Annotated in this window: 28 protein-coding genes, 1 tRNA gene and 1 pseudogene; 10 read left to right on the top strand and 20 right to left on the bottom strand. The window is 70.1% G+C overall.

The features are described from left to right. The first annotated feature begins 131 nt into the window (after positions 1-131). Positions 132-208, top strand: a tRNA-Pro gene (locus tag SACPADRAFT_RS0209125). A gap of 241 nt (positions 209-449) precedes the next feature. Here the strand turns inward: SACPADRAFT_RS0209125 and SACPADRAFT_RS0209120 are convergent. From SACPADRAFT_RS0209120 to SACPADRAFT_RS0209100, 5 genes are all read right to left on the bottom strand, one after another. Next, positions 450-992: a class IV adenylate cyclase gene (locus tag SACPADRAFT_RS0209120; RefSeq protein ID WP_007024058.1), complete on the bottom strand. Its 543-nt coding sequence runs from the start codon at positions 990-992 to the stop codon at positions 450-452. 9 nt (positions 993-1,001) lie between these two features. Beyond that, complete coding sequence (locus tag SACPADRAFT_RS0209115; protein ID WP_007024059.1) at positions 1,002-2,087, bottom strand: radical SAM protein; 1,086 nt, start codon at positions 2,085-2,087, stop codon at positions 1,002-1,004. Between the two features lie 260 nt (positions 2,088-2,347). Then, a complete protein-coding gene (locus SACPADRAFT_RS30440; RefSeq protein ID WP_007024060.1) occupies positions 2,348-2,590 on the bottom strand; it encodes a hypothetical protein in 243 nt (80 codons plus the stop codon). Continuing rightward, positions 2,590-2,814, bottom strand: a complete 225-nt coding sequence (locus SACPADRAFT_RS0209105) for a hypothetical protein (RefSeq protein WP_007024061.1) — start codon at positions 2,812-2,814, stop codon at positions 2,590-2,592. Before SACPADRAFT_RS0209105 ends, SACPADRAFT_RS30440 begins: the two co-directional genes overlap by 1 nt. Next, positions 2,811-3,074 carry an HC3 family zinc finger protein gene (locus SACPADRAFT_RS0209100; RefSeq protein ID WP_233357146.1) on the bottom strand — a complete coding sequence of 88 codons (264 nt, stop codon included), beginning with the start codon at positions 3,072-3,074 and terminating at the stop codon, positions 2,811-2,813. Before SACPADRAFT_RS0209100 ends, SACPADRAFT_RS0209105 begins: the two co-directional genes overlap by 4 nt. Before the next feature lie 92 nt (positions 3,075-3,166). On the opposite strand from SACPADRAFT_RS0209100, the gene SACPADRAFT_RS0209095 reads away from it, so the two are divergent. The 3 genes from SACPADRAFT_RS0209095 to SACPADRAFT_RS0209085 all read left to right on the top strand — a co-directional run bounded on the left by SACPADRAFT_RS0209095 (position 3,167) and on the right by SACPADRAFT_RS0209085 (position 6,922). Beyond that, positions 3,167-4,315, top strand: a complete 1,149-nt coding sequence (locus SACPADRAFT_RS0209095) for a helix-turn-helix domain-containing protein (RefSeq protein ID WP_028662343.1) — start codon at positions 3,167-3,169, stop codon at positions 4,313-4,315. Between the two features lie 274 nt (positions 4,316-4,589). Further along, the gene (locus SACPADRAFT_RS0209090; RefSeq protein WP_007024064.1) at positions 4,590-5,693 is read left to right on the top strand and encodes a ScoMcrA-related endonuclease; all 1,104 of its coding nucleotides are present in this window, start codon (positions 4,590-4,592) and stop codon (positions 5,691-5,693) included. 431 nt (positions 5,694-6,124) lie between these two features. After that, a complete protein-coding gene (locus SACPADRAFT_RS0209085; protein WP_028662341.1) occupies positions 6,125-6,922 on the top strand; it encodes an IS5/IS1182 family transposase in 798 nt (265 codons plus the stop codon). Here the strand turns inward: SACPADRAFT_RS0209085 and SACPADRAFT_RS0209080 are convergent, their stop codons facing one another. Both SACPADRAFT_RS0209080 and SACPADRAFT_RS0209075 read right to left on the bottom strand, forming a co-directional pair. After that, the gene (locus SACPADRAFT_RS0209080) at positions 6,923-8,401 is read right to left on the bottom strand and encodes a hypothetical protein (protein WP_007024431.1); all 1,479 of its coding nucleotides are present in this window, start codon (positions 8,399-8,401) and stop codon (positions 6,923-6,925) included. Then, positions 8,398-9,297 (bottom strand): ABC transporter ATP-binding protein, encoded by a 900-nt coding sequence (locus tag SACPADRAFT_RS0209075; RefSeq protein WP_007024432.1) that lies wholly within the window; start codon positions 9,295-9,297, stop codon positions 8,398-8,400. Before SACPADRAFT_RS0209075 ends, SACPADRAFT_RS0209080 begins: the two co-directional genes overlap by 4 nt. Before the next feature lie 80 nt (positions 9,298-9,377). On the opposite strand from SACPADRAFT_RS0209075, the gene SACPADRAFT_RS0209070 reads away from it, so the two are divergent. Continuing rightward, positions 9,378-9,821, top strand: a complete 444-nt coding sequence (locus SACPADRAFT_RS0209070; RefSeq protein WP_007024433.1) for a GbsR/MarR family transcriptional regulator — start codon at positions 9,378-9,380, stop codon at positions 9,819-9,821. 68 nt (positions 9,822-9,889) lie between these two features. On the opposite strand, the gene SACPADRAFT_RS0209065 is transcribed toward SACPADRAFT_RS0209070, so the two are convergent. The 5 genes from SACPADRAFT_RS0209065 to SACPADRAFT_RS0209045 all read right to left on the bottom strand — a co-directional run bounded on the left by SACPADRAFT_RS0209065 (position 9,890) and on the right by SACPADRAFT_RS0209045 (position 11,936). Continuing rightward, positions 9,890-10,192, bottom strand: coding sequence for a hypothetical protein (locus SACPADRAFT_RS0209065; RefSeq protein WP_007024434.1), 303 nt, complete (start codon positions 10,190-10,192; stop codon positions 9,890-9,892). Next, the gene (locus SACPADRAFT_RS0209060; protein WP_007024435.1) at positions 10,189-10,404 is read right to left on the bottom strand and encodes a hypothetical protein; all 216 of its coding nucleotides are present in this window, start codon (positions 10,402-10,404) and stop codon (positions 10,189-10,191) included. Before SACPADRAFT_RS0209060 ends, SACPADRAFT_RS0209065 begins: the two co-directional genes overlap by 4 nt. Continuing rightward, a complete protein-coding gene (locus SACPADRAFT_RS31400; RefSeq protein WP_157577115.1) occupies positions 10,391-10,549 on the bottom strand; it encodes a hypothetical protein in 159 nt (52 codons plus the stop codon). The genes SACPADRAFT_RS0209060 and SACPADRAFT_RS31400 overlap by 14 nt, the downstream gene beginning before the upstream one ends. A gap of 77 nt (positions 10,550-10,626) precedes the next feature. After that, on the bottom strand, positions 10,627-11,619 hold the full coding sequence (locus tag SACPADRAFT_RS0209050) for a helix-turn-helix transcriptional regulator (RefSeq protein ID WP_007024436.1): 993 nt from the start codon (positions 11,617-11,619) through the stop codon (positions 10,627-10,629). Positions 11,620-11,648: 29 nt separating this feature from the next. After that, entirely contained in the window at positions 11,649-11,936 is a 288-nt protein-coding gene (locus tag SACPADRAFT_RS0209045) for a hypothetical protein (RefSeq protein WP_007024437.1), read from the bottom strand. A gap of 203 nt (positions 11,937-12,139) precedes the next feature. Here SACPADRAFT_RS0209045 and SACPADRAFT_RS0209040 point away from each other — a divergent pair, with 203 nt between their 5' ends. Beyond that, positions 12,140-12,661 (top strand): GNAT family N-acetyltransferase, encoded by a 522-nt coding sequence (locus SACPADRAFT_RS0209040; RefSeq protein ID WP_040924126.1) that lies wholly within the window; start codon positions 12,140-12,142, stop codon positions 12,659-12,661. Positions 12,662-12,698: 37 nt separating this feature from the next. Here SACPADRAFT_RS0209040 and SACPADRAFT_RS0209035 read toward each other — a convergent pair whose 3' ends face one another. After that, the gene (locus SACPADRAFT_RS0209035) at positions 12,699-13,367 is read right to left on the bottom strand and encodes a winged helix-turn-helix transcriptional regulator (RefSeq protein WP_028662340.1); all 669 of its coding nucleotides are present in this window, start codon (positions 13,365-13,367) and stop codon (positions 12,699-12,701) included. 176 nt (positions 13,368-13,543) lie between these two features. Here SACPADRAFT_RS0209035 and SACPADRAFT_RS0209030 point away from each other — a divergent pair, with 176 nt between their 5' ends. Next, positions 13,544-14,158, top strand: coding sequence for a dihydrofolate reductase family protein (locus tag SACPADRAFT_RS0209030; protein ID WP_007024440.1), 615 nt, complete (start codon positions 13,544-13,546; stop codon positions 14,156-14,158). 96 nt (positions 14,159-14,254) lie between these two features. Here SACPADRAFT_RS0209030 and SACPADRAFT_RS0209025 read toward each other — a convergent pair whose 3' ends face one another. The 5 genes from SACPADRAFT_RS0209025 to SACPADRAFT_RS0209005 all read right to left on the bottom strand — a co-directional run bounded on the left by SACPADRAFT_RS0209025 (position 14,255) and on the right by SACPADRAFT_RS0209005 (position 18,042). Then, complete coding sequence (locus tag SACPADRAFT_RS0209025) at positions 14,255-14,806, bottom strand: MFS transporter (RefSeq protein ID WP_028662339.1); 552 nt, start codon at positions 14,804-14,806, stop codon at positions 14,255-14,257. Next, positions 14,800-15,495, bottom strand: a complete 696-nt coding sequence (locus tag SACPADRAFT_RS0209020; RefSeq protein ID WP_007024442.1) for an MFS transporter — start codon at positions 15,493-15,495, stop codon at positions 14,800-14,802. Before SACPADRAFT_RS0209020 ends, SACPADRAFT_RS0209025 begins: the two co-directional genes overlap by 7 nt. A 50-nt stretch (positions 15,496-15,545) precedes the next feature. Further along, positions 15,546-16,796, bottom strand: a complete 1,251-nt coding sequence (locus SACPADRAFT_RS0209015) for an MFS transporter (RefSeq protein ID WP_007024443.1) — start codon at positions 16,794-16,796, stop codon at positions 15,546-15,548. Between the two features lie 212 nt (positions 16,797-17,008). Continuing rightward, the gene (locus SACPADRAFT_RS0209010) at positions 17,009-17,368 is read right to left on the bottom strand and encodes a hypothetical protein (RefSeq protein WP_007024444.1); all 360 of its coding nucleotides are present in this window, start codon (positions 17,366-17,368) and stop codon (positions 17,009-17,011) included. Then, complete coding sequence (locus tag SACPADRAFT_RS0209005; protein ID WP_007024445.1) at positions 17,365-18,042, bottom strand: hypothetical protein; 678 nt, start codon at positions 18,040-18,042, stop codon at positions 17,365-17,367. Before SACPADRAFT_RS0209005 ends, SACPADRAFT_RS0209010 begins: the two co-directional genes overlap by 4 nt. A 306-nt stretch (positions 18,043-18,348) precedes the next feature. Here SACPADRAFT_RS0209005 and SACPADRAFT_RS0209000 point away from each other — a divergent pair, with 306 nt between their 5' ends. From SACPADRAFT_RS0209000 to SACPADRAFT_RS31395, 3 genes are all read left to right on the top strand, one after another. Continuing rightward, positions 18,349-18,594 (top strand): FitA-like ribbon-helix-helix domain-containing protein, encoded by a 246-nt coding sequence (locus SACPADRAFT_RS0209000; RefSeq protein ID WP_007024446.1) that lies wholly within the window; start codon positions 18,349-18,351, stop codon positions 18,592-18,594. Then, positions 18,591-19,019 (top strand): type II toxin-antitoxin system VapC family toxin, encoded by a 429-nt coding sequence (locus SACPADRAFT_RS0208995; RefSeq protein ID WP_007024447.1) that lies wholly within the window; start codon positions 18,591-18,593, stop codon positions 19,017-19,019. The genes SACPADRAFT_RS0209000 and SACPADRAFT_RS0208995 overlap by 4 nt, the downstream gene beginning before the upstream one ends. 434 nt (positions 19,020-19,453) lie before the next feature. Continuing rightward, a complete protein-coding gene (locus SACPADRAFT_RS31395; RefSeq protein ID WP_157577114.1) occupies positions 19,454-19,702 on the top strand; it encodes a hypothetical protein in 249 nt (82 codons plus the stop codon). A gap of 40 nt (positions 19,703-19,742) precedes the next feature. Here SACPADRAFT_RS31395 and SACPADRAFT_RS34490 read toward each other — a convergent pair. Beyond that, positions 19,743-20,279: pseudogene (locus SACPADRAFT_RS34490) on the bottom strand (DUF6518 family protein); the annotation flags it as partial. Positions 20,280-20,368: 89 nt separating this feature from the next. After that, on the bottom strand, positions 20,369-22,078 hold the full coding sequence (locus tag SACPADRAFT_RS0208985; RefSeq protein ID WP_007024449.1) for an ABC-ATPase domain-containing protein: 1,710 nt from the start codon (positions 22,076-22,078) through the stop codon (positions 20,369-20,371). Positions 22,079-22,412: the final 334 nt, after the last annotated feature.

Here is a 22,412-nt window from a genome sequence, read left to right as displayed (position 1 = left end):
GCACTCCGGTGCGTGCCGGTCCCGCCGGTGACTTGCCGGACACGGCCGACTCCGGCGGGGCCACCCCCGTGTGCGGCCCGGGGGAGGGGCGCGGTAGCCTTACAGGCGTCACCTTCCCAGAGGGTGGCGGCCGGGCTGTGGCGCAGTTTGGTAGCGCACTTGACTGGGGGTCAAGGGGTCGCAGGTTCAAATCCTGTCAGCCCGACCACCGAAGGGGCCGTCTACGCAGGTAGGCGGCCCCTTCGTCATGGTTCATGCCGCCGGCCTTCTTGCCAACGCCGCCCGCCGTCGTCGGGTCCTGGGAGCGGTCCGGGCCGTGGATCGACTCGCTGCAGGACGCAGCGAGGTAGGACCCCGCAACCGCGCACCTGACCGTCACCGGGAGCCCCGTACTCCCCGGTGTCCCGGCGGTGCGGGGGCTCTCTCCTCCGGGGCCGCCCACCAATCTGTTACCCAACGTGTCCGAACCGTAGTTCTGAGTAATCGGCGATCTCGAGTCCGTAGTGGCGGTACACCTTGGTGGTGTTCATCCCGGTCAGGACGTCTGGGTCCAGACCAAGCCACACCGCAGCGCCGCGCACTGTCTGCTCGTCTGTGCCTTCGATCTCCAGATACGGCGGGATGTGGGGCCATTCGTCCAGCTCGAGTTTCACACCCTCGTACGCCCAGCTGGTGCGGTAGTTCTCCTGGTACGCCTTCGCGTTGAACCCCAGCAGGCCCAGCATCTGGTGGGTGGTGTCGAAGTCGTCGACGCCGGTTTCCCACTCGTCTGTGCCATCGATGCCGTCATGGCGAATGCGTTTGATGGACAGTGTGGCGCCGGCAGCTGTCTCCCGCAGCCGTATCCACGTCGAGTCGTCGCCGGGCGTGATGTCGTAGACGTAGCGTCGCTGGAGGTGCCGCGGCGCCACCAGGCGCGCCCGGTCCGACAGCCACTCCGCGACGTCGCGGTGGTTGATGTCCAAGGCCTTCGCCTCATACTCGATGGGCATCGCTGCATGCTATCCCTTCTCACGCGGGGTCACGTCTGCGGAAAGGGCGGTTTGCTCCTCGTCGCGGAAGTTCACGATCTCTCGTGACACCGGGCTCGCGGCGAAGTCGCCGACCTCTTGGCATAGGTCCATCCGCTGGATGCACACTCCCGCGAGCCACCGCTTGTCCCGCGACCGGTACAGCCGGGTGCCGTAGAACCCTTCCTGGCAGTCGCGGTCGTTGTTGAACCGGCAGTCTTGGCACGTCACCGGCAGCCGGGTGGGGCGGATGCGCTTGACGTAGATCCGCCGGCCTTCCGGGAGCAGGTACGAGGTGCGGAACCCGGATGCTCCGGCAGTGATGTGGTGCGCCTCCACGGTGGCGCCACGCTGCGCGAGTACCGCGGCGATAGCGTCGAGCGAGTCGCGCCCGTCGTCGAGGCTGTTGAGTAGCCGCACCGACAGCTCCGGGCTGTACTCATCGAGCAGCCGGTGGACCCGCTCGATGTGGTCGCGATTCACCACCACGATGTTCGCGTCCGCCCGTACCCCGTGGTCGCTGCACGCTTGGATGGAGGCCCTCAGAGTATCGATCTTGCGTGTGGCGCGGTCGAGGTCGGCGAACCGCTGGTGCTGCACCTGCGCGAGCTCCCCGGGCGTGGTTCCGAACACCGAGAAGTTCACCTTCTCCAGACCGGCCTCAGCAGCGGCCGGGATCGCCCGCGCGCCGTTCTCGCCGTTCGAGGTCATGCGCACGCTGTAGCCCTGGTCGACGGAGATGCGGACGAGCTCGGCCAGCCTCGGATGCAACGTGGGCTCCCCGCCGGTGAGGTGTAGTTCCGACACGTCGAGCGTGTCGCGCAGTGTCCCGATCGCCTCGGCGTACTCGGGGCCCGGCATCATGGTCGCTGGTATGAAACTGGCACCGTTTTGCTCGGCGTAGATCGATACTCGACCGCTGGCGCCGGACGAGGTGAACAGCGGCAGGGTGCGGCGCGAGTTGTCCGCGGCGACCGGTGTTCCCTCGTTGTGGCAGAAGGTGCAGGTCATACCGCACGCGTCGAGGATCTTCACTCGGAGAGTGCGGTCGGGTCGGATGTAGGTCGGTATGGACATGACGACCCCCATTCGTCGCGGGGACTGGTTATCGCGTCTCCTGTGGTGCTTGTCCGTGTATTCGGCGCCCCCGGGGCACCCCCCGGGCCACGCCGCATTCCTGGCGTGGCCTGGGGAGCGGATGTGTGGCTCGGGGGCGCTCGATCCGCGCCGACCGGGGGCTGTGGTCACCGGCTGCACGGAGATAGCGCGGGTGGACGCCTTGATCAGGGACAGGGCCGCCCGGCGCGGCAGTCGGGGAGGAGCGCACCGGGCGGGTCTCAGTTCAAAGCGCGGAGCCCGTCGAGGACGCGACGCAGCACGTCCACCGGCGGGTCGGTGCGCTGCCGTAGTGCACTCCTGGCCCGGTCGGCCTCGACGTCCGGGTCGAGCACGGGCCAGGACCAGTACTCGGGCAGTCGATACATCACCGCGGTGTCGGCGGAGTGCATCGGAGGAAGGCGCAGAGTGACCTCAGCGGGGCTCTCGGGGCCGGAGCGGTCGAGCAGCGCGTGTCGGGGCATCAGCGGGGCTCCTCGGTGGTGCGGTGGAGTGTGTGGCCGCGCAGGTCGGCGGCGCGGCCGACCAGGTCATCGGCCAGATTGCGCAGGGCGATGCCCACCTCGTGCAGTTCCTCGGCGGGCAGTTCGCCGCCGTCCTGGCGGGCCATCAGTTCCACCGCCACGCCACCGAGCGTGCGGTTGACCGTGGCCATTCGAGCCAGGAGTTCGCGGTCGCGGTCGATCACGGCATCGCCTCCACCACGGCCAGTGACGGGATCTGCTCGGCGGGCCAGCCGTCGCGGACGCGGATTTCGCGGTCGCACTGCCAGCAGGTCGGACTCGGCGGCCCGTCCAGACTGAAGTCGCTCGCGGTCGGGGTGACCTCCGTGCCGCACAGCGCGGTGAACGTCTGGTCTGCACCTGGGGTAATGGTGGTGCGGTCGTAGGCGTGGCGTCGTCCTTCGGCGGGTTGCCACCAGTGGCGAATCATCGGTGCCCCCTTCATGCTCGGCTTCTCGGACTTGTGTGCACGGAAGGTATGCGGAGCGACACGCTGAATGTTTCCTCATAGGAAACTCAGCGGGTATGGTCGCCAACATGGACACGATTGGGGTAACCATCAGGCGCCTACGCCGTTGGCGGGGCCTGACGCTTGAGCAAGCCGCCGGCCTCGCCGGCCTGTCGAAGGGCTACCTGTCGAAGATCGAGAACGGGAAGGCCGCGGTCGAGCGACGAAGCACCCTGGTCGCGATCGCTGACACGCTGCGGGTCAGCCTCGCCGACATCACCGGTGACGGGCTCGAGATACGCGACCCGGACGCCGACAGCACCGTCCCCGCGATCCGTGCCGCACTACTCGACAGCGATCTCAACGACAATCCGCCGCAAGGCGAACTCTCGTCGCTCGTCGCCGAGACACAGTTGGTCGCGGCGATGCGGCAAGCGAACCAGATGGCCGAGGTGGGCCACCGACTGCCGCCCCTGATCACGGCCCTCCATACGCACGCGCGGCAGGCGGAAGCGCTCCGGGCGCTCGTGAGCGTCGCGCACACCACATCGCTGCTGGTCAAGGGATTGGGTGCGTTGGACCTCGCGTGGATCGCGGCTAACAGGGGGCACGAGGCCGCCGAGCGGCTCGGTGATCCGCACTGGATCTCGCTCGCCGCATTCGCCCGCACCCAAGCGTGCTCGGGCCTCGGTGCGCACCGCCGCGCCGGTGTGCTCGCCGCCAATGCGCTCGAGATCGTGCCTGAGGAGTCGGTCGACGTCCGCGGCGCGCTGACGCTCACCACGGGCTTCATCGACTCTGTGATCGGTGGGGACCCGTCCGCCGCGCTCGACGAGGCTGAGGGGCTCGCCGAGCATGTCGAGGACGGTAATCGGCATCACCTGCTGTTCACCCCGGCCAACGTGGTCCTGTGGCGGATGTCGGCGGCGCTCGAAGGCGGCCACTACGCGGCGGCCGCCACGCTCGCGGAGTCGATCCACCCCAGTGACCTCGAAATCAACTCACGCCGCACCACCTACTTCATCGACTACGCCCGTGCCCTGTGGGGACTACGGCGGCCGGACGAAGACGTGATCGAGCTGATCGCACAGGCGGAGACGCTCGGTCCGGTACGGACCAGGAGCAACACGTTCGTCCGCGAGATCGTGTCCACGATGGTGGAGCGGGCGCGCCGGCAAGCGGTCGCCCGCGAGGCGCGCGGCCTGGCATCCCGCATGGGACTGCTCAGGGTCGGCTGAGTGGCGCGGTCTCTGTTGCCCTGTTCGAGCTCCGGGACCAGCGACAAGGGGGATTGGTACGGTCCGACGCGTCCCGGTTTTCGTCAATCCCTTGTATTGCACGCTGCGGAGTTCGTAGAGCGACGTCGCCACGCGGATACACCGTTCATCGCAGACGGCCCTCCGATCGCTTGGCAGAGAGGGACACCCTGGGAGTCCTCTGGCCGCGGTCGAACCGAACTCCGCAACTCAAGTTGATCTCAGCCTCAGTAACATCTAGTCTCGTGAAGTGATCATGGGGAACATCACTCGGGCCGCAGTGTTGAAGGCGATAGCTGAGTACGACGAGCTCGGTCGCGCGGGATTCCTGGCGAAGTACGGGTTTGGCGAGGCGAAGTCGTACGTGCTCGTGCATGACGGCCGCCACTATGACTCCAAGGCTATCGCCGGGGTCGCACACCAGTGGACTCAAGACCGTCCGTTACGCGCGGGCGAGTTCAGTGGTGGGCTCGGCGCTGCCGTCAAATGGCTGACCGAACTGGACTTCCTGGTCGAGGACCTCGCCGGCGAAGCCGCGACGTGGGGCCTTGTGTGTAACCCGGAGCTGTTCGATATCGACCAGCTCCGCCGGGATGGCAAGGACCTCCAGTTATGGAAAGTCACGCGTTTCAAAAGTGAGATCGCCCCCGGTGACCGTTTCATCCTCTGGCGAAGTGGCAAGGGTGGCGGCGTCATGGCCTACGGCCGGATCACGGGGAACTTGCGGTACGTCACCCAGGCCGGTGGGTACTGGCTCAAAGAGCCCGGACCCGCCGACTACGTCCCGCTGGTCGTAGACGAGTGGGTGGATCCGATTATTCCCCGGGATGAACTCAAGAAAGATACTCGTGTCAGCAGCACGAGCCTGATTCAGCAACCGTGGGCGGGTTTACCGCACCGCCTCACCGACGACACCTGGACTGCGGTCATGGACGCGGTGTCGGTCGCTGATGCCCGGTTAGGTGCCACAGACACAGGCCGACGAGACGCCCCGGAGAAAGCCGCCACTACCGTGCAACGGGTTGTCCGAAGCAGCGGCGTCGTGCGTCTGGTCAAGGAATGGCACGCACACCGCTGCCAGATCTGCGAACTCCGCATCGAGCTCCCTGGAGGAACCTACTACAGCGAAGGTGCGCACATTCACGCCCTGGGCGCCCCGTACAACGGTCCCGACGTCACCAGTAACGTGCTGTGCCTGTGCCCCAACTGCCACATCATGTTCGACAATGGAGTGATTGTCCTTGACGACGAGCTGACCATCATCCGCCATGATCATGCCGTGGGCTCGTTACGCACTGACAAGCGCCACACCATCGATAGGGACTACGTACGGAGCCATCGAGAACGTTGGCAGAGGTAGTAGCGCATCGCGTTGAAGCAGTCCCCACCGCCCTGGTAACGAATTGATCAACTGATGCGAACTGGATGCACGACCACTCTGCCGATCGCCCCGTGAGTATTGCAGGCCGCCTGGTCGGCATCGTGGTCTCCAGGGGTGCGGCGGGGCCGTCCGCCGGGACTGTCGGCAGCAGGGGCGGTCGAGCGCTGGTACCTCGGGGTGGTATTTCCCGGATGATCAGTGAATATCCAAGCGGCGGACGCGTCGGGCCGTCAATGCGGTGAGTGCGGCGATTATCGCGAGCAGGACGGCGGTGGACCCGAGATTGAGCCTTTGCCAACCTGCCGGGCGGGCATGTCAGGGCGAGTGCGGCGTGGCGTGACCACCAATAGGTGAAGCTCCTGGTAGACGGGTGATTGCCTAGATCAATCCGTCTCACCAGGAGCTTCACCATGCTGTCTTACCCGTCCGGGATGAGTGTGTCCAGCCGCGCCCTCGGCGTGCTGGCCGACGCGCTGCGTGCGCAGCGGAGTCTGCGCGGGACTCGATGGCGCAAGCTGCCTGCCGGACGGCAGGCCCTGCTCGTTGTGGCGTACCTGCGCAAGGGTGAGACCTACGCCGATCTGGCCTGCGGCTTCGACGTCGGTACCTCGACGGTCTATCGCTATATCCGCGAGGCCCTCGACCTGCTCGCGACCATGGCGCCCACCTTGGGTGAGGCGATCGAAGTCGCGAAGCGCAAGGCGTTCGTGATCCTCGACGGCACCCTGCTGCGCATCGACCGGGTCGGTATGGCCTGCGGCCATGACCGGGTCTTCTACAGCGGCAAGCACAAGGCCCACGGACTGAACGTGCAGGTCCTCGCCGACCCCGTCGGGCGGCTGGTGTGGATCTCCCCGCCGCTTCCCGGCGCCCGCCACGACATGGGGGCGGCCCGCGCCCACGGCATCATCGACGCGCTCACCGACCATGCGATCCGCGCTGCGGCCGACACCGCCTACCAGGGCGCCGGGCCGACGGTGGCGGTCCCGCAGCGGCGTCGACGCAAGGACCCCGACACCGGCCGGTTCCGGAAGCTGTCGCAGAACCAGAAGGACGTGAACACCGCGCACGCCCGCCGCCGCGGGCCGGGCGAGCGGGTCAACGCCGAGCTGAAGAACTGGCGGGTCCTGCGCAAAATCCGCTCCAGCCCCAACCAGGCCGACAAACTCATCGCCGCAGTTCAGACCCTCATCATCGCCAACACCTAATCAGGTTGGCAAAGGCTCATTGGCCGCCCCCTCGGGGAGTTGGGGCACCAGTGCGAAGGGGGAGAGGCCGGGTGCTTCGGGTGGGAGAATCCGCAGTTCCGTACCGAATTCGAGTGCCAGGAGCAGCCCGAGCACGGTGAACTCGGTGGCGGCGGCGAAGCGGGGTGCGCGGGCCAGGACCACGGCGCTCAGCGCGGTGAGCAGCCACACGGCCGGGGCGCGGATGACGGCCGCCCACGTCCAAAGAACGATATCGGTGGCGTCGCCGCCGGTCCCGGCGTGCGCGATGCCCAGCCCGAGCCCGAGGCCGGTGAGGGCGGCGAGAGCGGCGATGCCGGCCGTGGCCGCGTGGGCGAGCAGCCACCGGGCGCGGTGCAGCGGACCGGCCAGGAGTACTTCGGCTCTGCCACTGGTGACCTCGCCCCGGGCGCGGAGCAGGGTAACCAGGGCGAGGACGGTGATGATCTGGGGTGCGAGGTGGAGGGTGACCGGGGCGAGCCCCGGGCCGGTGCTGCCGAGGTCGAGGCTGACCTGCTCATCGACGGTGGACGCGACGGAGCCGATCAGCAGTCCGAGCACGGCCGCGGCCGCGCTGCCTCCGAGGATGGTTCCCCGGCTGGTCCGCAGCGCGAGCGACAGCGGTCCGCGCAGCGCGCGTGTGGCACGGGACCGCCCCCCACGGTCGGGAAGCAGCCCCGCGCCGAAATCGCGGCGGGAGGCCGTCCGCAGGCCGAGGGCAACACACGCACCGGCCAGGGCCAGGGCGGGCAGCAGCGCGAGGAGGTTGTTGTCGGCGTAGGGCCGTAGTGCGGCGACCCAGCCGAGTGGTGATGTCCAGTGGCTACCTCCGGTGGCGTCGACGGCGCCGCGGACGAGGTAGAGCACCGCCAGGACGGTGACCGACACGCTCGTGGTGGCCCGGCTGGTCCGCAGGAGCTGCCCGGCGAGCCCCGCGATGCCCGCGAACAGAACTCCGAGCACGATCACCTGAGCACCCGCGAACGCGCTGCCGACGGGGTCCGCGCCGAGTGCGGTGAACCCGATGGCGACGACGAGGCCCGCGCTCACGGAGCCCGCGGCGGCGACCGAGAGGGCGGCGCTCAGCGGTGCGGCCCGTCCGAGGGCGGCGGCGCCGAGCATCTCCGCGATGCCGTTCTCCTCGTCGGCCCGGGTGTTGCGTCCGACCACGATGAGGGACGCCAGCGCGAGGAAGAGGATCGCGATTCCCTGCGTGCGCCACAGGAGGAGACCACCGATGTCGGTGCTGGACATCGGGCCGATGAGGAACAGCTCTGCGGCGTCGGCGTTGACGGTGGCGGCCAGGTCGGCGCGGGCGGCGTTGGTCGGGTAGGTCCCGAGGATCCCGGCGCCGACCACGACCACCAGCAGCGCGGACAACCCGTACCAGGCGGGGGCATGGATCCGCTCCCGGCGGAGGGTGAGTCCGAGCATTCCCGCGGTGCCGGTCAGCGTGCTCATCGGACGGGCTCCGTGGTCGCGGTGGTGTCGTAGTAGTGCAGGAACAGGTCCTCCAGCGTCGGCGGGGTCACCGTCAGGGACTCGATCCCCGCCCGTGCCAGACACGTCATCACGGCGTCGTACCGCGTCGTCGTAACCGTGATCCGGGTGCCGTCGGTGACGACGTCCCGCACGCCCTCGATCCCGGACAGGTCGCCGGGTGCCGTCGCCAGGGTCGCGGTGACCACGGTGGCGGCGTGCGCCCGCAGTTCGGCCAGCGAACCGGCGTCGACCGTGCGCCCGGAGCGGACGATGCTCACCCGCCCGCACAACTGCTCGACCTCCGAGAGGATGTGGCTGGACAGCAGCACCGTCCGCCCGGCCCGGTTGGCCTCGCGGACACACTCCTTGAAGACCTCGTTCATCAGCGGGTCGAGTCCGGACGTGGGCTCGTCGAGGACGAGCAGATCGGCGTCGAGGCTGAACGCAGTGACCAGGCCGACCTTCTGCCGGTTGCCCTTCGAGTAGGTGCGTGACCGCTTGGCGGGGTCCAGCTCGAACCGTTCGATCAACTCATCGCGCCGGGCGCGGCTCCCGGTGCCGTGCATGCGGGTGAGCAGGTCGATCACCTCGCCCCCGGTGAGGTTCGGCCACAGGCTCACGTCCCCCGGCACGTAGGCCAGTCGCCGGTGCAACTCGGGTGCCTCCGACCACGGGTCCCGCCCGAGCACCGTGGCACCGCCCGCGTCGGGACGGAGCATCCCCAGCAGCACCCGGATCGCCGTCGACTTGCCCGCTCCGTTCGGGCCGAGCAGCCCGTGCACCTCACCCTGATGGACGGTCAGGTCGAGGACGTCGAGAGCCCGTGCACGACCGAAGGACTTGGAGACTTGGTGAAGCCGGATCGCCGGTGCCATGGCGATACACTACACATAGTTCATGAAATGTGTGAAGTAATAGGGTCCGGTCATCCCGATCCGACGAGGAGGGACCACTGATGGCAGGGGACGTCGACAGGTTCGTCGAGCGGTTCGCCGAGATGCTGGCGCGCTCGGGCTGGCCGAGGATGTCCGCCCGCATGTTCGCCACCCTCATGGCGGCGCCCGACGGGGCGCTCACCGCGAGCGAGCTCGCCACTCGCCTGGCGGTGGGGCCCTCGGCCATCTCGAACGGCGCCAAGATGCTGCGCACCCTCAACCTGGTCGACACCACCCGGCGCGGTGACCGGCAACTCGTCTACGCGGTCCGCCCCGACGCCTGGGTCGAGGCCACCGTCGGTCAGGAGGACACCCTCCGGGCCCTCGAAGCACTCCTCGCCGACGGCGCGAACGCGGCCGACGACGAGCGGGCCGCCGCCCGCCTGCTCGAAACCGCGGACTTCTTCGCCTTCCTCCGCGCGCAGCTGCCCGCGCTCGTCGAGCAGTGGCGCGCGATGCGGTGACCACGAAGATGTTCGGGAGGTCGGCGCGAGGCAGGAGTCACCCGCGTCGACCGGGTTGTGGCATCGGCTTAGGTCTCGCGGGATCCGAGTTCGTCGATCGGGCACCAGTGCCTGCGGTTCGTGTCCGCGAGGCCGTCGGCGATGCAGCCGTCGCAGAACCGACCGTCGATGGTTCCGCGTGGTTTGTCCGGTCGTGCGACCGGTTCCGACGCACATGCTGCGCAGGCGGCGGTGCCCCACGCTTCGAGAGCGGCGAGGACCCGGCACAGCACGTCGAGTCCCACGGCGGGCGTGGGTGAGTCCGTGGCCGTCCACCGCGACAACGGGAGCTCACCGATGCTCGGCAGCAGGGTCGTGAGGTCGCCGGTCACTGGTTCACGCCGTTGATCGGTCGGCCGTCGAGTTCGTCGGCGCGGGTGGTCAGGTCGGTTGCCAGGGTGCCGAGCGCGTGGGCCAGGTTCCGTAGCGGTTCGGCGGGGAGTTCGCCGCCGTCCTGGCGTGCCATGAGCTCGACGACCACGCCGCCGAGTGCGCGGTTGACCGTGGCCAGACGGGTGAGCAGTTCCCGGTCACGCCGGATCATCGGTGTCCTCCCGGGTGGCGTCACGGCCCGCGGTCGGGTCGAGGTCGCGTGCGTCGTGTCCGTCGACCGGGTCCACGTTCCTGCCGTGCGGGTCGGGGAGGGACTCGCCGCACTCCGGCCGACATCGTCCGTTGTTCGCAGTCATGTCGGCCAGGGTCGGCCAGAAGGTGCCACAGCGGGAGGGGTTGCGTCATGCGCATGGACCCGCGCATAGGCGGGGGGTTATGCGGCCGAGTGTGCGGTGTCGAGCGCGGAACGGTATTCGCGCGTCCATTCGGCGGTCTGCTGGTCGGGCGGTAGTGCGTCGAGCCCGGCGGCGAGGTGGTCGGTGGCCGTGTGGTGGTCGCCCAACGCAAGATGGGCCAGGCCGAGATTGAGCCGATGGAAAGTCGGTGTGAGCCAGTACGCGGTGCGGGGTGGATCCTCGCGGGCGGCGTCGTCGAGCAGCCCGCCGGCGACGTCGAGCAGCCGGAGGGCGGTGTCGCGTTCGCCGAGCAGAGCATGCCCGTGTGCGGCCTGTGCGGCGGCGCCGACCCGTTGGGCGATGTGTGCGCCCGGGGTGAGGTGTTCGGCGAGGAACCATCGCACCACGCCCCGGGCGTTGCCCTGTTGCCGGGCCAGATAGCCCCGGAAATTCGCGGCCTGGGCGGCGAGGATGCCGCTACCGGCCGCGTCCGCGAGGTGCTCGGCCTCGGCGAGAAACCGCGTGGCCTCGCCGTCATGACGGGCCTCGGCGTGCAGCCACCCGGCGAACTGCACCCATTCGGCGGCGACTTCCAGGAGGTCGTCGCGATGTGTGCCGGTGGCGTGCCGTGCCATGCCGGTCACGGTGTCGACCTGGGCGAGAGTGGAGGAAATGAGCGGAGTCGGGCCGAGCGTGTCATCGAGCCGACGTTGCGCGGCGAGTAGGTCGGCCAGTGCCCGCACGGTGCAACCATCTACACGCGACGGATAGGAGATGTGGTGTGCGATGCGGTCCCGGTCGTCCCGAGTGAGAACCTCGCCCGCCGATGGCGGTCGTGCGGCGACGAGGCTGCCGCCCGCCCCGAGCACGTCGTCGAGCCGGGCGGCGACCTCGGGCGCGACCGCCTGCCGGTCACTCTCGTATCGGGACAGGCTCGACTGGGAGATCGGCACGCGGCGGGCGAGCTCGGGCTGGGAAAGCCCGGCCGCCTCACGCAATCTGCGTAACGTCTGCCCGAAACTGTCTGCCATCGCCGGTCACCTCGGATCACGGAAGCAGGTCACGTCACGCGGCTTTCCGGGATCCGGTCGCCGCCGCCACGCGAGGTACTGCTGAGGGTAGCTGCTCTCTGACCGTCCGAACACCCGGACCGCGTCCTGTGAGACCGGCTGGCGCGATCCCAGAGCGGGCGGCCGGGCACGTCCGGGTGCACGGTCATGGTGAACACGGCGTAGTCGGATTCGTGGTGGATCCAGTCGACCTCACCCCCGTACCAGCCGAGCCAGCCGCCGACCGCGTTCACGTCGACGCCGTAGGCCACCAGAAACTCCTTGGCCATCGCACTCACGTCCCCTCCTGTACGCGGTCCCGGGTGGCGCGCGTCCCCGGCGACCGGGTCGGAAGGCTCGCCGGTCAGTCCGCCGCGGCGGGAGCGGGCGCGGTGTGCTGGGCGGGGCGGCCCCTCCGGCGCCGCCTGCCTGTTGCCCGATGGGCCGCGGGAGCACGAAAAGCACATGTCGCAGGCGCACGCGGACGCTAGCGTCGCCCCTCATGACGTCACCGATGCTGCACACCGAACGGCTGGTCCTCAGCCGTTACACTCGTGAGGACGAAGGGGCATTCGTCGCGCTGTTTCGAGACGAGCGGGTGTCGCGCTGGATGGGCGACGGCCCCTGTTCCGAGGCGGAGGACCGAGCGCTCTTCCACCGGGTCTTCGACGTTTACGCGGAGGACCGGTTCGACGTCTGGGGAGTCCGACAAGGTCCCGAGTTGATCGGCCACGCCGAGATCAAGCCGACCGAGGTCGCAGGCGGCTACGAGATCATCTACGCCTTGGCGTACTCGAGCTGGAAAAAGGGTCTCGGTACCGAGCTGGTCCGCGTCCTTGCAGGGTACGGCTTCGACCGGCACGGGTTGGAAGCCGTGCACGCGACGGTCGCCGAATTGAATGTAGCCTCGTTGTCATTGCTCGCGCGACTCGGCTTCCAGCGGGTGAAGGAGATATCCGAGCAGGACGGCAGTGTCACGGTGCTGCTGACTTTGCACCGGCGAGACTGGCCATTTCCCAGTTGAAGGTCACCGTACCGCCCCGAGACGCGCGCCGGAGAAGTCAGTCCCGCACCTCCGGGGAGTAGGGCACCCTGAAGGTCGCGACGAACGGGGCGAGCGCGGCGGGGTCACCATCGAGCTCGACCGCGCCGTCCGCGAGGGCCGACTCCGGGTCGAGCACACCCGCGAGGAGGTCCCGGAACTGCGGACCGCCCGTGATCACGAGGTCGGGTTCGGGGTGCTCGCCGGCCCCGACGTCGACGGCACCGTCGCGCAGGACTGCATGGGCGACCGCGTCGCGGACCCGCACCGTGTACGCCAATTGCCGCTGACGCGGTGCCTGGGCGTGTTCGGCCGCTACCCGCAACGCGGTCACGAGGGACGCGGTCGTGACGATCTCGCCCGCACGTGGTGCCTGCATCCCGGCCGCGCCCCAGCGGGCGAGGGCATCGAGCGCGGGTGCGAGCTCGGCACCCCGTCGCGTCACGGAGTAGACGACCGAGCGGTCCGCGCCGCTGCGGGCCTCGCGGGCCACGAGGCCGTCCTGCTCGAGCTCCTTCAGGCGGGTGGCGAGCAGGTTCGTCGGGATGCCGGGCAGCCCGGCGACCAGGTCCGAATACCTTCGCGGGCCGACCAGCAGGTCGCGCAGGAGGAGCAGCGTCCACCGCTGTCCGAGCATCTCGGCGGCTCGCGCGAGGCCGCAGAACTGTCCGTACTCACGCGTTCGCATGGTCCGACCGTAGCACTTGTGTTGAGTCAGTGAAGTGTGCTTGACTTAATGAAGTTCGCAGGTCATGCAGTGTGTGCAGGGTCCGCGTCGGTCACGGCATCGCTAACGCAGGGACGAAAAGGTCGCCGTTCAACGTGCGCGAGGTCGTTCGGAACGACGGGTCCGAAGGAGTGGGTATGAGCAGGGTGGTCGCTGATATCTCGATGTCCCTGGACGGGTACGTCGCGGCACCGGGCGTGGATCTCGAGCGTGGCCTCGGCGTCGGCGGTGAGGCGATCCACGCGTGGGTGCTGGAGGAGCCCCGCTCCTCTGTGGACGAAGCGGTGCTGGCGCGTAGCTTCGAGACGACCGGCGCCGTCGTGATGGGGCGACGGCTGTTCGACATCGTGGACGGCCCGCACGGGTGGACCGACGATGTCGGGTACGGACACGACCAGGACCAGTCGGCCGCACCGCCGTGCTACGTCGTCACCCACGAACCGCCCGGCCAGGTGCGGCTCGCCTCCAGGTTCCGATTCGTGACCGGGGGCGTGGCGGACGCCGTCGACCGGGCCCGGGTGAGCGCGGGGAACAACGACGTCGTCGTCATGGGCGGTGCGAACGTCATCGATCAGAGCCTGGCGGCGGGGCTGGTCGACGAGCTCCGCATCCACCTGTCGCCGGTGGTGCTCGGCGGCGGCACGCGGCTGTTCGACCTCGTCGGCCGGACGACGCTGGTCCAGCGGGAGGTCACCGAGTCGCCGCGGGCGACCCACCTCGTCTACGACGTCGTCGGCACCGACACGGAATGACACTTCCCGGCCCCGAATCGACGCGGTGGCCATGCGATCCGTGGTCGTGCCCACCACTCCGGTGTTGGCGTCTGCCCCGTCGCGTCGGCTCACCGGTCAGTCCGCTGCGGCGGGAGCGGTGTGCCGGGCGGTGAGGGGCACCAGAGCCAGTCCTGCGAGCAGGAACAGCGCGCTCAGACCGAACCAGCCCAGTTGCACGCCGCCGTCCACGAGCCAGGCGAACAGGACCGGACCGGTAATCATGCTCAGGTCGAACCCGCTGTTGTAGAAGCCCTGGTACTGCCCGAGCGAGGACTCCGGGGCCAGGCCGTACACGATGCCCCAGGACGCGGCCGCGTACAGGACGTCGCCGCCGACCAGGACCAACGCGAGGGCCAGCACCGTGGCGACGGCGGCAGGCCCGTGGTCGGCCAGTGCCGCCACCGGGAACAACAACGCCGCGGCCGCGAACAGCGCGGCACCGCGTCTGCCCGCGCGGGCCGCTGCCGGCACATCCGTGATGCGGCGGCTCACCGGGATCTGCAGCAGTACCGTGCCCGTTGTCTGCACGACCAGAGCTGCCGACACCAGCCACAGCGGGGCGTGCATCTGCGTCGCCACCCACAGGGGCAGGGCGACGGTGAGCATCGACTCCGGCAGCATCAGCACGCCGTCGCGGTCAGCAGCGCGAACCGGCGGTCCCGCAATACCCCGGAGCGGCCCTCCGGCGTTGGTCGGGGAGTCGGGAGAGGGGCCTGTGCCGGGGCGAGGCGCGCTCCGGCGAGCCGCACCAGCAGCCCCGCGACCAGGAATGTCGCCGCCTCCACCACGAAGCCCACCCGGAACGCGGTGAGCGAACCCCACGCGAGCACGAGCGCGCCGAGACCGAGCCCGGCGACCATCGCGACGTTGCTCAGTGTCCTGACCACGGCCCGGTAGCGCACCCGGCGTTCCTCGTCGACCGCCCGTCCGATCAACGCTCCGATCACCGCCGCGCCGCCCCGGCCGCACACCATCAGCACACTCAGCAGCACCAGTGCGAGCCAGGCCGGGGACACGGTGAGCGTCAGGGTCGCCACGCCCATGGTGCACACCAGTGCCAGGTAGATCCGGTGGCCGTCGCGACGGTCGGCCAGCCTCCCGGCCACCGGCCCCGACACGAGGCCCAGTACCGCGGCGACACCCATGCCCAACCCGTAGACCGACGGGCTGAGGCCGACGTGCAGATTCAGGTAGATCGCCAGCGACGAGTACGACAGTCCGGTGCCGAGGTAGAGCGCGGCGAGCGAGATCGCCAGAGACCGTTCCTGCGTGCTTTTCAGTTCGTCCAGCGAGAAGGTGTCGCGCAGGGACGGCATGGCGGCATCCTACCGACGCCCCGCCCCGATCGTGGTCGGATTGTCGGAGCTCAACCCTGCGGATCGCCGGAGTGTTCCACGGCATCACCGCCGTGTCGGAAGCGTCGGTCGTTGCGCACCAGTCGCGGAGCACCGGCGATCAGGACGGTCGCGGCGGCGGCCGTGCAGAGCGCGAGTGCGGTGCCGGGTGCAACGGCTCCGGTGGCGGCTCCGAACAGTCCGGAGCCGGCTGCGGTGCCGAGGTTGACCGAGGTGGTGATCCAGCCGTTCGCTTCCGTCCGCGAGTGCGGCGCGGCGCGGGTGTCCGCGGCGACATATCCGGTGATGAGTAACGGGGCGATGAAGACACCCATCACACTGGTGCCGACCACGAGTACCGGTGTGGAGCCGATGATTGCGGTGATCGCGCTGACGGCGAGCAGCGAGGTGCAGAGCACGAGCACCTGCCGTTCGATCGACGCGCGGTGAGTCACCCGGGCGTACCGCAGGCCGCCGAGTGCGCTGGATCCGGCGAACAGGGCGAGGACGATTCCCGGAAGCATCGGGGTTTCGGTGGCGGCGCCGAGGGCAGGGGCCGCCATCTCGACCGCCCCGAGGATGACGCCCGGAACCGTGATGGTCACGACCACCGGAAGAAAGCCGGGTGCACGCAACGGCTTCGCCGCGGATCGTGTCGACGCGACCGCTGTCCGGGTGCGGAGCCCGTTCCGACGGCGGGAGAGTGGGCTGGTGACGAAGAGGGCGGTGCCGACGGCAACGCATCCGGCCGAGGTGGACAGTGCCAGGACCGGATCGGCGAGCGTGGTGAGGACGGCGGAGACCAGGGGGCCCACAGCGAAGATCACCTCTTCGGCGACCGCGTCGAGACCGAGACCGCGGGTGCGCATCGGCCCGGTGGTCAGTGCATCGGACCAGATCACCCGCATCGTGGAGCCGAACGGGGGAATCGACACTCCGGCGACGACGCCGAGGAACAGGAGGGTGATAAACCCGGTGTCCGGACGCGCGGCGAACCCGACGAGGGCCGCCGTATGGACCGCGCCGAGGAGCGACATGGTTCCCGTCTGCCCGAACCGGTCGATGGCCCGGGCCCGCCACGGGGTGGCCACCACGTTCGCGATCCCCAGAGCGGCCGTGACGGCGCCGCTCACCGCGAACGAGCCACCTCCGGACTCCAGCAGTAGCACCAATGCGAGTCCGGACATCGCGAGCGAGGAGCGGCCGATGATATTCGGCCAGAAGGAGCGCGCCACGTGCCGCGTCCGCAGCACCGCGCGATAGGAATGGTGTTCGGTTGACACGTCATCTCCGGTCCACGGCGCGCACAACCGACGACGATCACGGGAGTGGACGCGCGGGGCTGACAGGGTCCTGCGCCGGGAAGGGCGCGCGGAGACCCGCCCAGGTCGGCACCGGGATCTGCGAGGGGCGGGCGCAGGGCCGTCAGCGGAAGAGGACGATGAACCGGAACATCAGCGGCACCGTAGCACGGTCTGTACAGCCGTAGAAGCAGCTACGTCCGCCGGTGGATGCGGTCGACGGCCCGCTCGACAAGGGCGGGATCGTTCATCCCACGTTCGGCCCGGCGACGCAGCTTGCCGACGATCGTCTCGCCCAACGGCGCGTCGGGCACCTTCCGTGCTTGGCGGACTGTCTGTGACCGCAGCCCGACCCCGGTCTCGTCGACATCCTCTCCGGTGGGGCGGCCGGTAGCGGAGCCCAGGACTTGCTTGTCCCGACGGCGGGCGGTTCGGTGCGTTCGCCGCTTGAACCGTCGGATGTTCTTCCGCGAGCTCTTGTCGTTCTCACCGTAGTCGTTGCGGCGGTCCCTGGCGTAGCTGAGCGCCTTCTTGTCCTGCGAGTCCGATCTCACGAGTACCTCGGCTGCTCGGCGTCCGGGTCGGCCGGGACCGCATCGAGGCGTGGGTCCGCGACGAGGCGGTCGATGACGCCGGGGTCGGCACCGATCCCGGCCCAGTGCGGGTCGACGTCGTTGGCCACGAACCAGGCACGGTCGGCGGGCCAGGCGAGTGCGGTGTCGGTGATGTCCAGTCGGGGCTGAGCGGGCCACCCGTCCGGGGTGGTCCAGTCGCCCGCGTCGGACAGTGGCCCCCGGAAGAGCACGTACGACCGGTGGGGCAGCTCCACCCGTGGTCCGGGCAGCGGCGGGGGCAGGGTGTCGGCCGGGGCGACCCCCGGCACGGCGTCCGGGTCCGGTCGCACCGGTGGAGCGGGTTCGTCGGCCACGGCCGGGAGCTCGACACCGACGAGGGTGCCGGAACCGTCCCAGAGGCCGAAGTAGCACTCCCGCGGGGTGCGGGTGTGTTCGGCCAGCACGTCGAACAGCGTCCGCAGTTGCACGGCCGCATGGTCGTCCCCATCGGCGTCGGCCTCGGCCTGACCCGGATGTGCGGGGTCGGGCAGGAACCGCAGGCGGGCGTGGGCGGCGAACCCGGAAGGCCCGAACGTGACAAGCCGTGTCCAGGGCGAGCCGTCCGCCCCGAGCCAGCGGGCGGGGGAGGGGTCGGCGCACGCGGTGAGAGCCACGGGTTCACGGTAGCGTGCGGCCCTCGGCGACACCGCTGTTTTCGCGCACGCGGTGCCGTCGCGCGTGGTGGAACGCAGACGGGAAGAGTTCTCCCGCGGTCGCGCCGATCGCGTGCGGGGCCGACATCCCGCGCTGACGATCACACACCGCGACCATGCGGTGCACGAGATGTGCCCTCGAACCGGTCGACGGCATCCGGCTCGTTCGTGTTCGCCGTCCCGGCTTCCTTCCTCCGGGAAGGAACGGCGCCGCCGAGCGACCCGTTCGCGTTAGCATTGAAAGCAGTGACAGCGTGGAGGGTGGACATGGCGACGTTAACGGTCCGGGACTTCGACGACGAACTGAAGGCCGAGCTGCGGGTTCGCGCGGCGGAGCACGGCCGGTCGATGGAGGCGGAGGTGCGTGACATCCTGCGCCGGGCGTTGACGCGGCCTTCCTCCGATGAGGGGATGGCGACACGGATCCGCCGCAGGTTCGCCGGGAGTGGGGACCTGTCGATCGAGCCGCCGCCCCGGACGGAACCGGCGCGGGCCGCGGAGCTGGAGGAATGACCGTCCTCGACACGAACGTCGTGTCCGAGCTGATGCGGCCCGAGCCCGATCCCGGGGTGATGGCGTGGGTGGACCGCTTGCCGGCCGAGGATGTCTTCGTCACCGCGGTGACGGCGGCCGAACTGCGCTACGGGGCGGCTCGCTTGTCGGACGGTCGCCGCAAGCGCGAGGTGGTGGTGCAGGTGGAGGAATTGTTCGCCGAGGACTTCCGGGGCAGAGTTCTCCCCTTCGACGACGCCGCGGCCGGTTGCTATGCGGAGATCACCGTGGCACGGGAGCGGGAGGGCCTGGCGGTCGGCATGGCGGATGCGCAGATCGCGGCGATCTGCCGCTCGCACGGTATTCCGCTGGCGACCCGCAACACCAAGGACTTCTCCGGTACCGGGGTGGAACTGCTCAATCCGTGGAACCACACCACGGAGTAGGCGGCTCGGCTCGGCGGGTGTGCCGGTGTGTTCGGCGTGCTCGCCGGGGCGGAGCTCGGGACTCGGAGCCACCGGGCGGCCCAGGCGTCGGCGCACGCGGTGCGGACCGGTGGGCACCGTAGCGTGAGAAACATTCGGCTACCTCCCGATTCCACCACGCGCACCCGGTGTTGCCGCCCGTGGTGGAATCCGACGACGGAAGGGCCGGGGAGACGATGCGGTATCCGAGCGGTCGGCGCGCGGTGTGGGCCTGGTCAGGGCTGTCGGCGGCTGCCGTGGCCGTGGCCGCGGTGGTCGTTCTGTGGCCGTCGCCCGATCCGGACCCGCGGACGGACGGTCCGACGCCCGACCCCACCGGTGCCGGTCCCGAGCCGACTCGGCGGGGGAGTACCGGTACCACCCCGACCGGCACCACGACCGGCACGGCGCCGAGGGTGTCGGCCGACACGACGACCGAGGCACCGGCACCCGACATCGACGAGCCGCCCGAGGCCGCACCGGCCGGGACGCCCACGGTGGGGCGGACCGAATCCGCGGGGGACGGTGACTCCCGCGCCGACCGGGTGGAACGGGACGCGATGGTCCCCCATCCCCGACCCGAACCGTCGTCGTACGTCGCGCCCGGTCTGCACTCACCGTCCGAGACGATCGACCTGGGCACGCTCGACCCGGAGGAACGGTAGTCGCCGGTCGGGCGGGTCCGGGTGAGCACGGTGCCGCGACCCCGAGGGCGGTGCGCGCGTCCCGTTTGAGTGCGCCGTACAGCCAGTACGCACCGACCGCGCAGTCGAGCGCCACCGTGACCCAGCGGACGTCCTCGGCCCGCGCCACGGACACGAAGAGGGCCTCCCCGAGGAAGGCGCCCGCCAGCAGTGCCCCGGCGACAGCCCCGGGAACGGCGGGGTGGTGTGCGGCGTGGTGTCCCGCGACCGCGGCCGTGGGCCCGGCCACCGCCGAGGCGAGCAGCCAGAACAGCGGGAGGTTCCCGGGTGAGCCACCGTCGATGAGGACGTAGCTGACGTAGTAGGCCACGGTGGCGGCCAGGAGCGTCGCCGCCCCGGCGAGCGCGGCAGCACCGGGGCTACGTGCCGCCCGGCCGGTCAGTGCGGCGGCCAACAGCCACAACACGGCGTAGCTGGCCAGGTGGTGCAGCCAGTCGGGGCCGTAGTCGGCCCGCTGGGACACCACCCCCAGGGCCGACCCCACGAGGGCGGATCCGAGAACGGCGCGGAGTCCACCCGGGAAAGGCCGATTCCGCACCGCGTGCTCGAGTCGCGACACGGTGCCGGATCGTACCGTCACCGGCCACCGGGGAAGGCCGATTCCCGCGGATCTTGCCGGTGCCCTCCTCAGGAGCGCGGGGTGACCTTCAGGCCCCGGTAGCGGTTCAGGGCGGCGTGCACCTCCTGGCGGCGGGGCAGCGCGAGGTGGCCGGGGTGGCCGCTGTGCGGGGACAGCGAGTCCAGCCCCTCCTTCTCGACGCGGTCGTAGACCTCGTCGATCGCCTCGCGCAGGGAAAGCCGGCCGTCGAACTCGTCGGCGAGCCGGTCCAGGAACCGCGCCACCGCGTTGGTCTGCGCCGGGTCGACCAGCTGGACCACCGCGCCCAGGTCGAGGGTCTGCGTGCCGAACTGCACCGCCCCGCGGCCCTTCGCCTTGGCGGGCTTGGTCTTGTTCTTCGGCCGCAGCGCCGAGGCGGCGGGCACCCGCGCCGCCGTGCCGGTGAACACCGACTTGTCGCGGTCCGCCTTCCCGTCCGGCTCGCGCGGGGCGTCGGCGATGTCGTGCGCGGCGTCGGTGACGTCGTGCGGGGTGTAGGCGTCCAGGGCGATCACGTGGTCGGCGACGGCGAAGAACGCGCCGGACCCCCCGGCCACCAGGACCGTGGACACGCCCGCCTCCTCGTACAGCGGGCGGATGCGGTCCACGAACGGGGTGATCGGCTCGCGTTCGGCGGGGATGAGCCTGCGCATCAGGTTGTCGCGGATCATGAAGTTGGTCGCCGAGGTGTCCTCGTCGATCAGCAGCAGCGACGAGCCCGTCTCGGTGGCCTCCACGAGGTTCGCCGCCTGCGAGGTGGATCCGCTGGCGTTGGTGGAGGTGAACCGGGTGGTGTCGGCCCCGGAGGGCAGGTCGGTGATGAACGGGGAGATGTCCACCCCGGTCACCGCGCGGCCGTCCTCGGCCCGGATCGTGACGGCGTCCGGCCGGGTGACGACCCACTCGCGGCCGTCGCCGGCCAGGTGCGGGTAGACACCGCGTTCCAGGGCGCGCAGCAGGGTGGACTTGCCGTGGTAGCCACCGCCGATGATGACCGTGACGCCCTCCTGCACACCCATGCCGGTGACCGTGCGGCCGCTGGGCAGGTCGAACGAGACCCGCAGCGACTCGGGGCTGTCGAACGGTTTCGCGCCCTCGTCCATCGGCAGGTCGGAGTCCCCGGAGCGGCGCGGCAGGGTCGCGCCGTCGCCGACGAAGGCCACCAGCCCGCGCTCGGCCAGCCGGGCGCGCAGGTGTTCCTGGTCGAGGTGCAGCGCCACGTGGGCGCGCAGCGCGTCGGCGTCCAGGTTGGCATGGATCAGCGCCGACTCGACGATCTGCGGCACGATCCGGGTGAGGATGGTCGAGGCGGCCTTGCCGAGGACGCTGCGGCCCTTCGCGGGCAGCGCCACCTCGAACCGGGCCTCCACCCGGTCGTCGGCGATCAGCACGCTGGTGCGGGGCAGCACCTCCTGCCCGGGCGCGCCGATCGAGACGGCGCCGCCGTCCCGGGACTCCCGCGCCGCGCGCCGGGTGGCGTCGTGGCAGCGCCGGGTGAGGAAGTCGCTCACGGCGACCCGCTTGAGCGGCGTGTCCACCAGATCGGCGGGCAGCCCCGCGGTGGCGGCGTCCACGATCGCGCGCGCCTTCGACGGCGGCGCGTACGGGTCGACCTGCACGTTGTCCACCGAGAGCTGGAAGCGGCCGAGGTCGTAGGTGCCGCGCAGCTGCTTGTAGGAGCCGTACCCGCGTCCGTCGATGGCGGTGAGGGTGCGCTCCAGCGTCTGACGTGTCTGCATCGAAGATCAACTCCCGCGGGTGGGCGACGTCGGGGACGGGGGCCCGGACGGGGCCGTCGCGCGAGGACGCGCCGCGGGGCGGTAACGGAAAGAAGTCATGCGCGACCCAGTCTGCCACAGGCGGGGCTCGGGCGGCCGCCACCGCGGACGGCGACGGTGGATCACGGCACGGACCACCGGTACGGTTCCATGATCGACGCCGACCGGGCCGCCGGGGAGAGTGGAGGTGCCGCGTGCCGGAACGGACACGGTCGTGGTGGGGCTGGGGGACCGTCGCCGACGCGGTCACCGGGGCCGAGCGCGACGCGCTGCTGCGGCGGGTCGCCGCGCTGCT

The organism is Saccharomonospora iraqiensis subsp. paurometabolica YIM 90007, assembly GCF_000231035.2.
Taxonomy (GTDB): Bacteria; Actinomycetota; Actinomycetes; order Mycobacteriales; family Pseudonocardiaceae; genus Saccharomonospora; species Saccharomonospora paurometabolica.
This window is presented reverse-complemented; position numbering and strand designations above follow the sequence as displayed.

Coding starts and splice junctions, on each gene's coding strand:
- SACPADRAFT_RS0209120 (WP_007024058.1), bottom strand. CDS start 992: ATGCCCATCGAGTATGAGGCGAAGGCCTTGGACATCAACCACCGCGAC.
- SACPADRAFT_RS0209115 (WP_007024059.1), bottom strand. CDS start 2,087: ATGTCCATACCGACCTACATCCGACCCGACCGCACTCTCCGAGTGAAG.
- SACPADRAFT_RS30440 (WP_007024060.1), bottom strand. CDS start 2,590: ATGCCCCGACACGCGCTGCTCGACCGCTCCGGCCCCGAGAGCCCCGCT.
- SACPADRAFT_RS0209100 (WP_233357146.1), bottom strand. CDS start 3,074: ATGAAGGGGGCACCGATGATTCGCCACTGGTGGCAACCCGCCGAAGGA.
- SACPADRAFT_RS0209095 (WP_028662343.1), top strand. CDS start 3,167: ATGGACACGATTGGGGTAACCATCAGGCGCCTACGCCGTTGGCGGGGC.
- SACPADRAFT_RS0209090 (WP_007024064.1), top strand. CDS start 4,590: ATGGGGAACATCACTCGGGCCGCAGTGTTGAAGGCGATAGCTGAGTAC.
- SACPADRAFT_RS0209085 (WP_028662341.1), top strand. CDS start 6,125: ATGCTGTCTTACCCGTCCGGGATGAGTGTGTCCAGCCGCGCCCTCGGC.
- SACPADRAFT_RS0209080 (WP_007024431.1), bottom strand. CDS start 8,401: ATGAGCACGCTGACCGGCACCGCGGGAATGCTCGGACTCACCCTCCGC.
- SACPADRAFT_RS0209075 (WP_007024432.1), bottom strand. CDS start 9,297: ATGGCACCGGCGATCCGGCTTCACCAAGTCTCCAAGTCCTTCGGTCGT.
- SACPADRAFT_RS0209070 (WP_007024433.1), top strand. CDS start 9,378: ATGGCAGGGGACGTCGACAGGTTCGTCGAGCGGTTCGCCGAGATGCTG.
- SACPADRAFT_RS0209060 (WP_007024435.1), bottom strand. CDS start 10,404: ATGATCCGGCGTGACCGGGAACTGCTCACCCGTCTGGCCACGGTCAAC.
- SACPADRAFT_RS31400 (WP_157577115.1), bottom strand. CDS start 10,549: ATGACTGCGAACAACGGACGATGTCGGCCGGAGTGCGGCGAGTCCCTC.
- SACPADRAFT_RS0209050 (WP_007024436.1), bottom strand. CDS start 11,619: ATGGCAGACAGTTTCGGGCAGACGTTACGCAGATTGCGTGAGGCGGCC.
- SACPADRAFT_RS0209040 (WP_040924126.1), top strand. CDS start 12,140: ATGACGTCACCGATGCTGCACACCGAACGGCTGGTCCTCAGCCGTTAC.
- SACPADRAFT_RS0209035 (WP_028662340.1), bottom strand. CDS start 13,367: ATGCGAACGCGTGAGTACGGACAGTTCTGCGGCCTCGCGCGAGCCGCC.
- SACPADRAFT_RS0209030 (WP_007024440.1), top strand. CDS start 13,544: ATGAGCAGGGTGGTCGCTGATATCTCGATGTCCCTGGACGGGTACGTC.
- SACPADRAFT_RS0209020 (WP_007024442.1), bottom strand. CDS start 15,495: ATGCCGTCCCTGCGCGACACCTTCTCGCTGGACGAACTGAAAAGCACG.
- SACPADRAFT_RS0209000 (WP_007024446.1), top strand. CDS start 18,349: ATGGCGACGTTAACGGTCCGGGACTTCGACGACGAACTGAAGGCCGAG.
- SACPADRAFT_RS0208995 (WP_007024447.1), top strand. CDS start 18,591: ATGACCGTCCTCGACACGAACGTCGTGTCCGAGCTGATGCGGCCCGAG.
- SACPADRAFT_RS0208985 (WP_007024449.1), bottom strand. CDS start 22,078: ATGCAGACACGTCAGACGCTGGAGCGCACCCTCACCGCCATCGACGGA.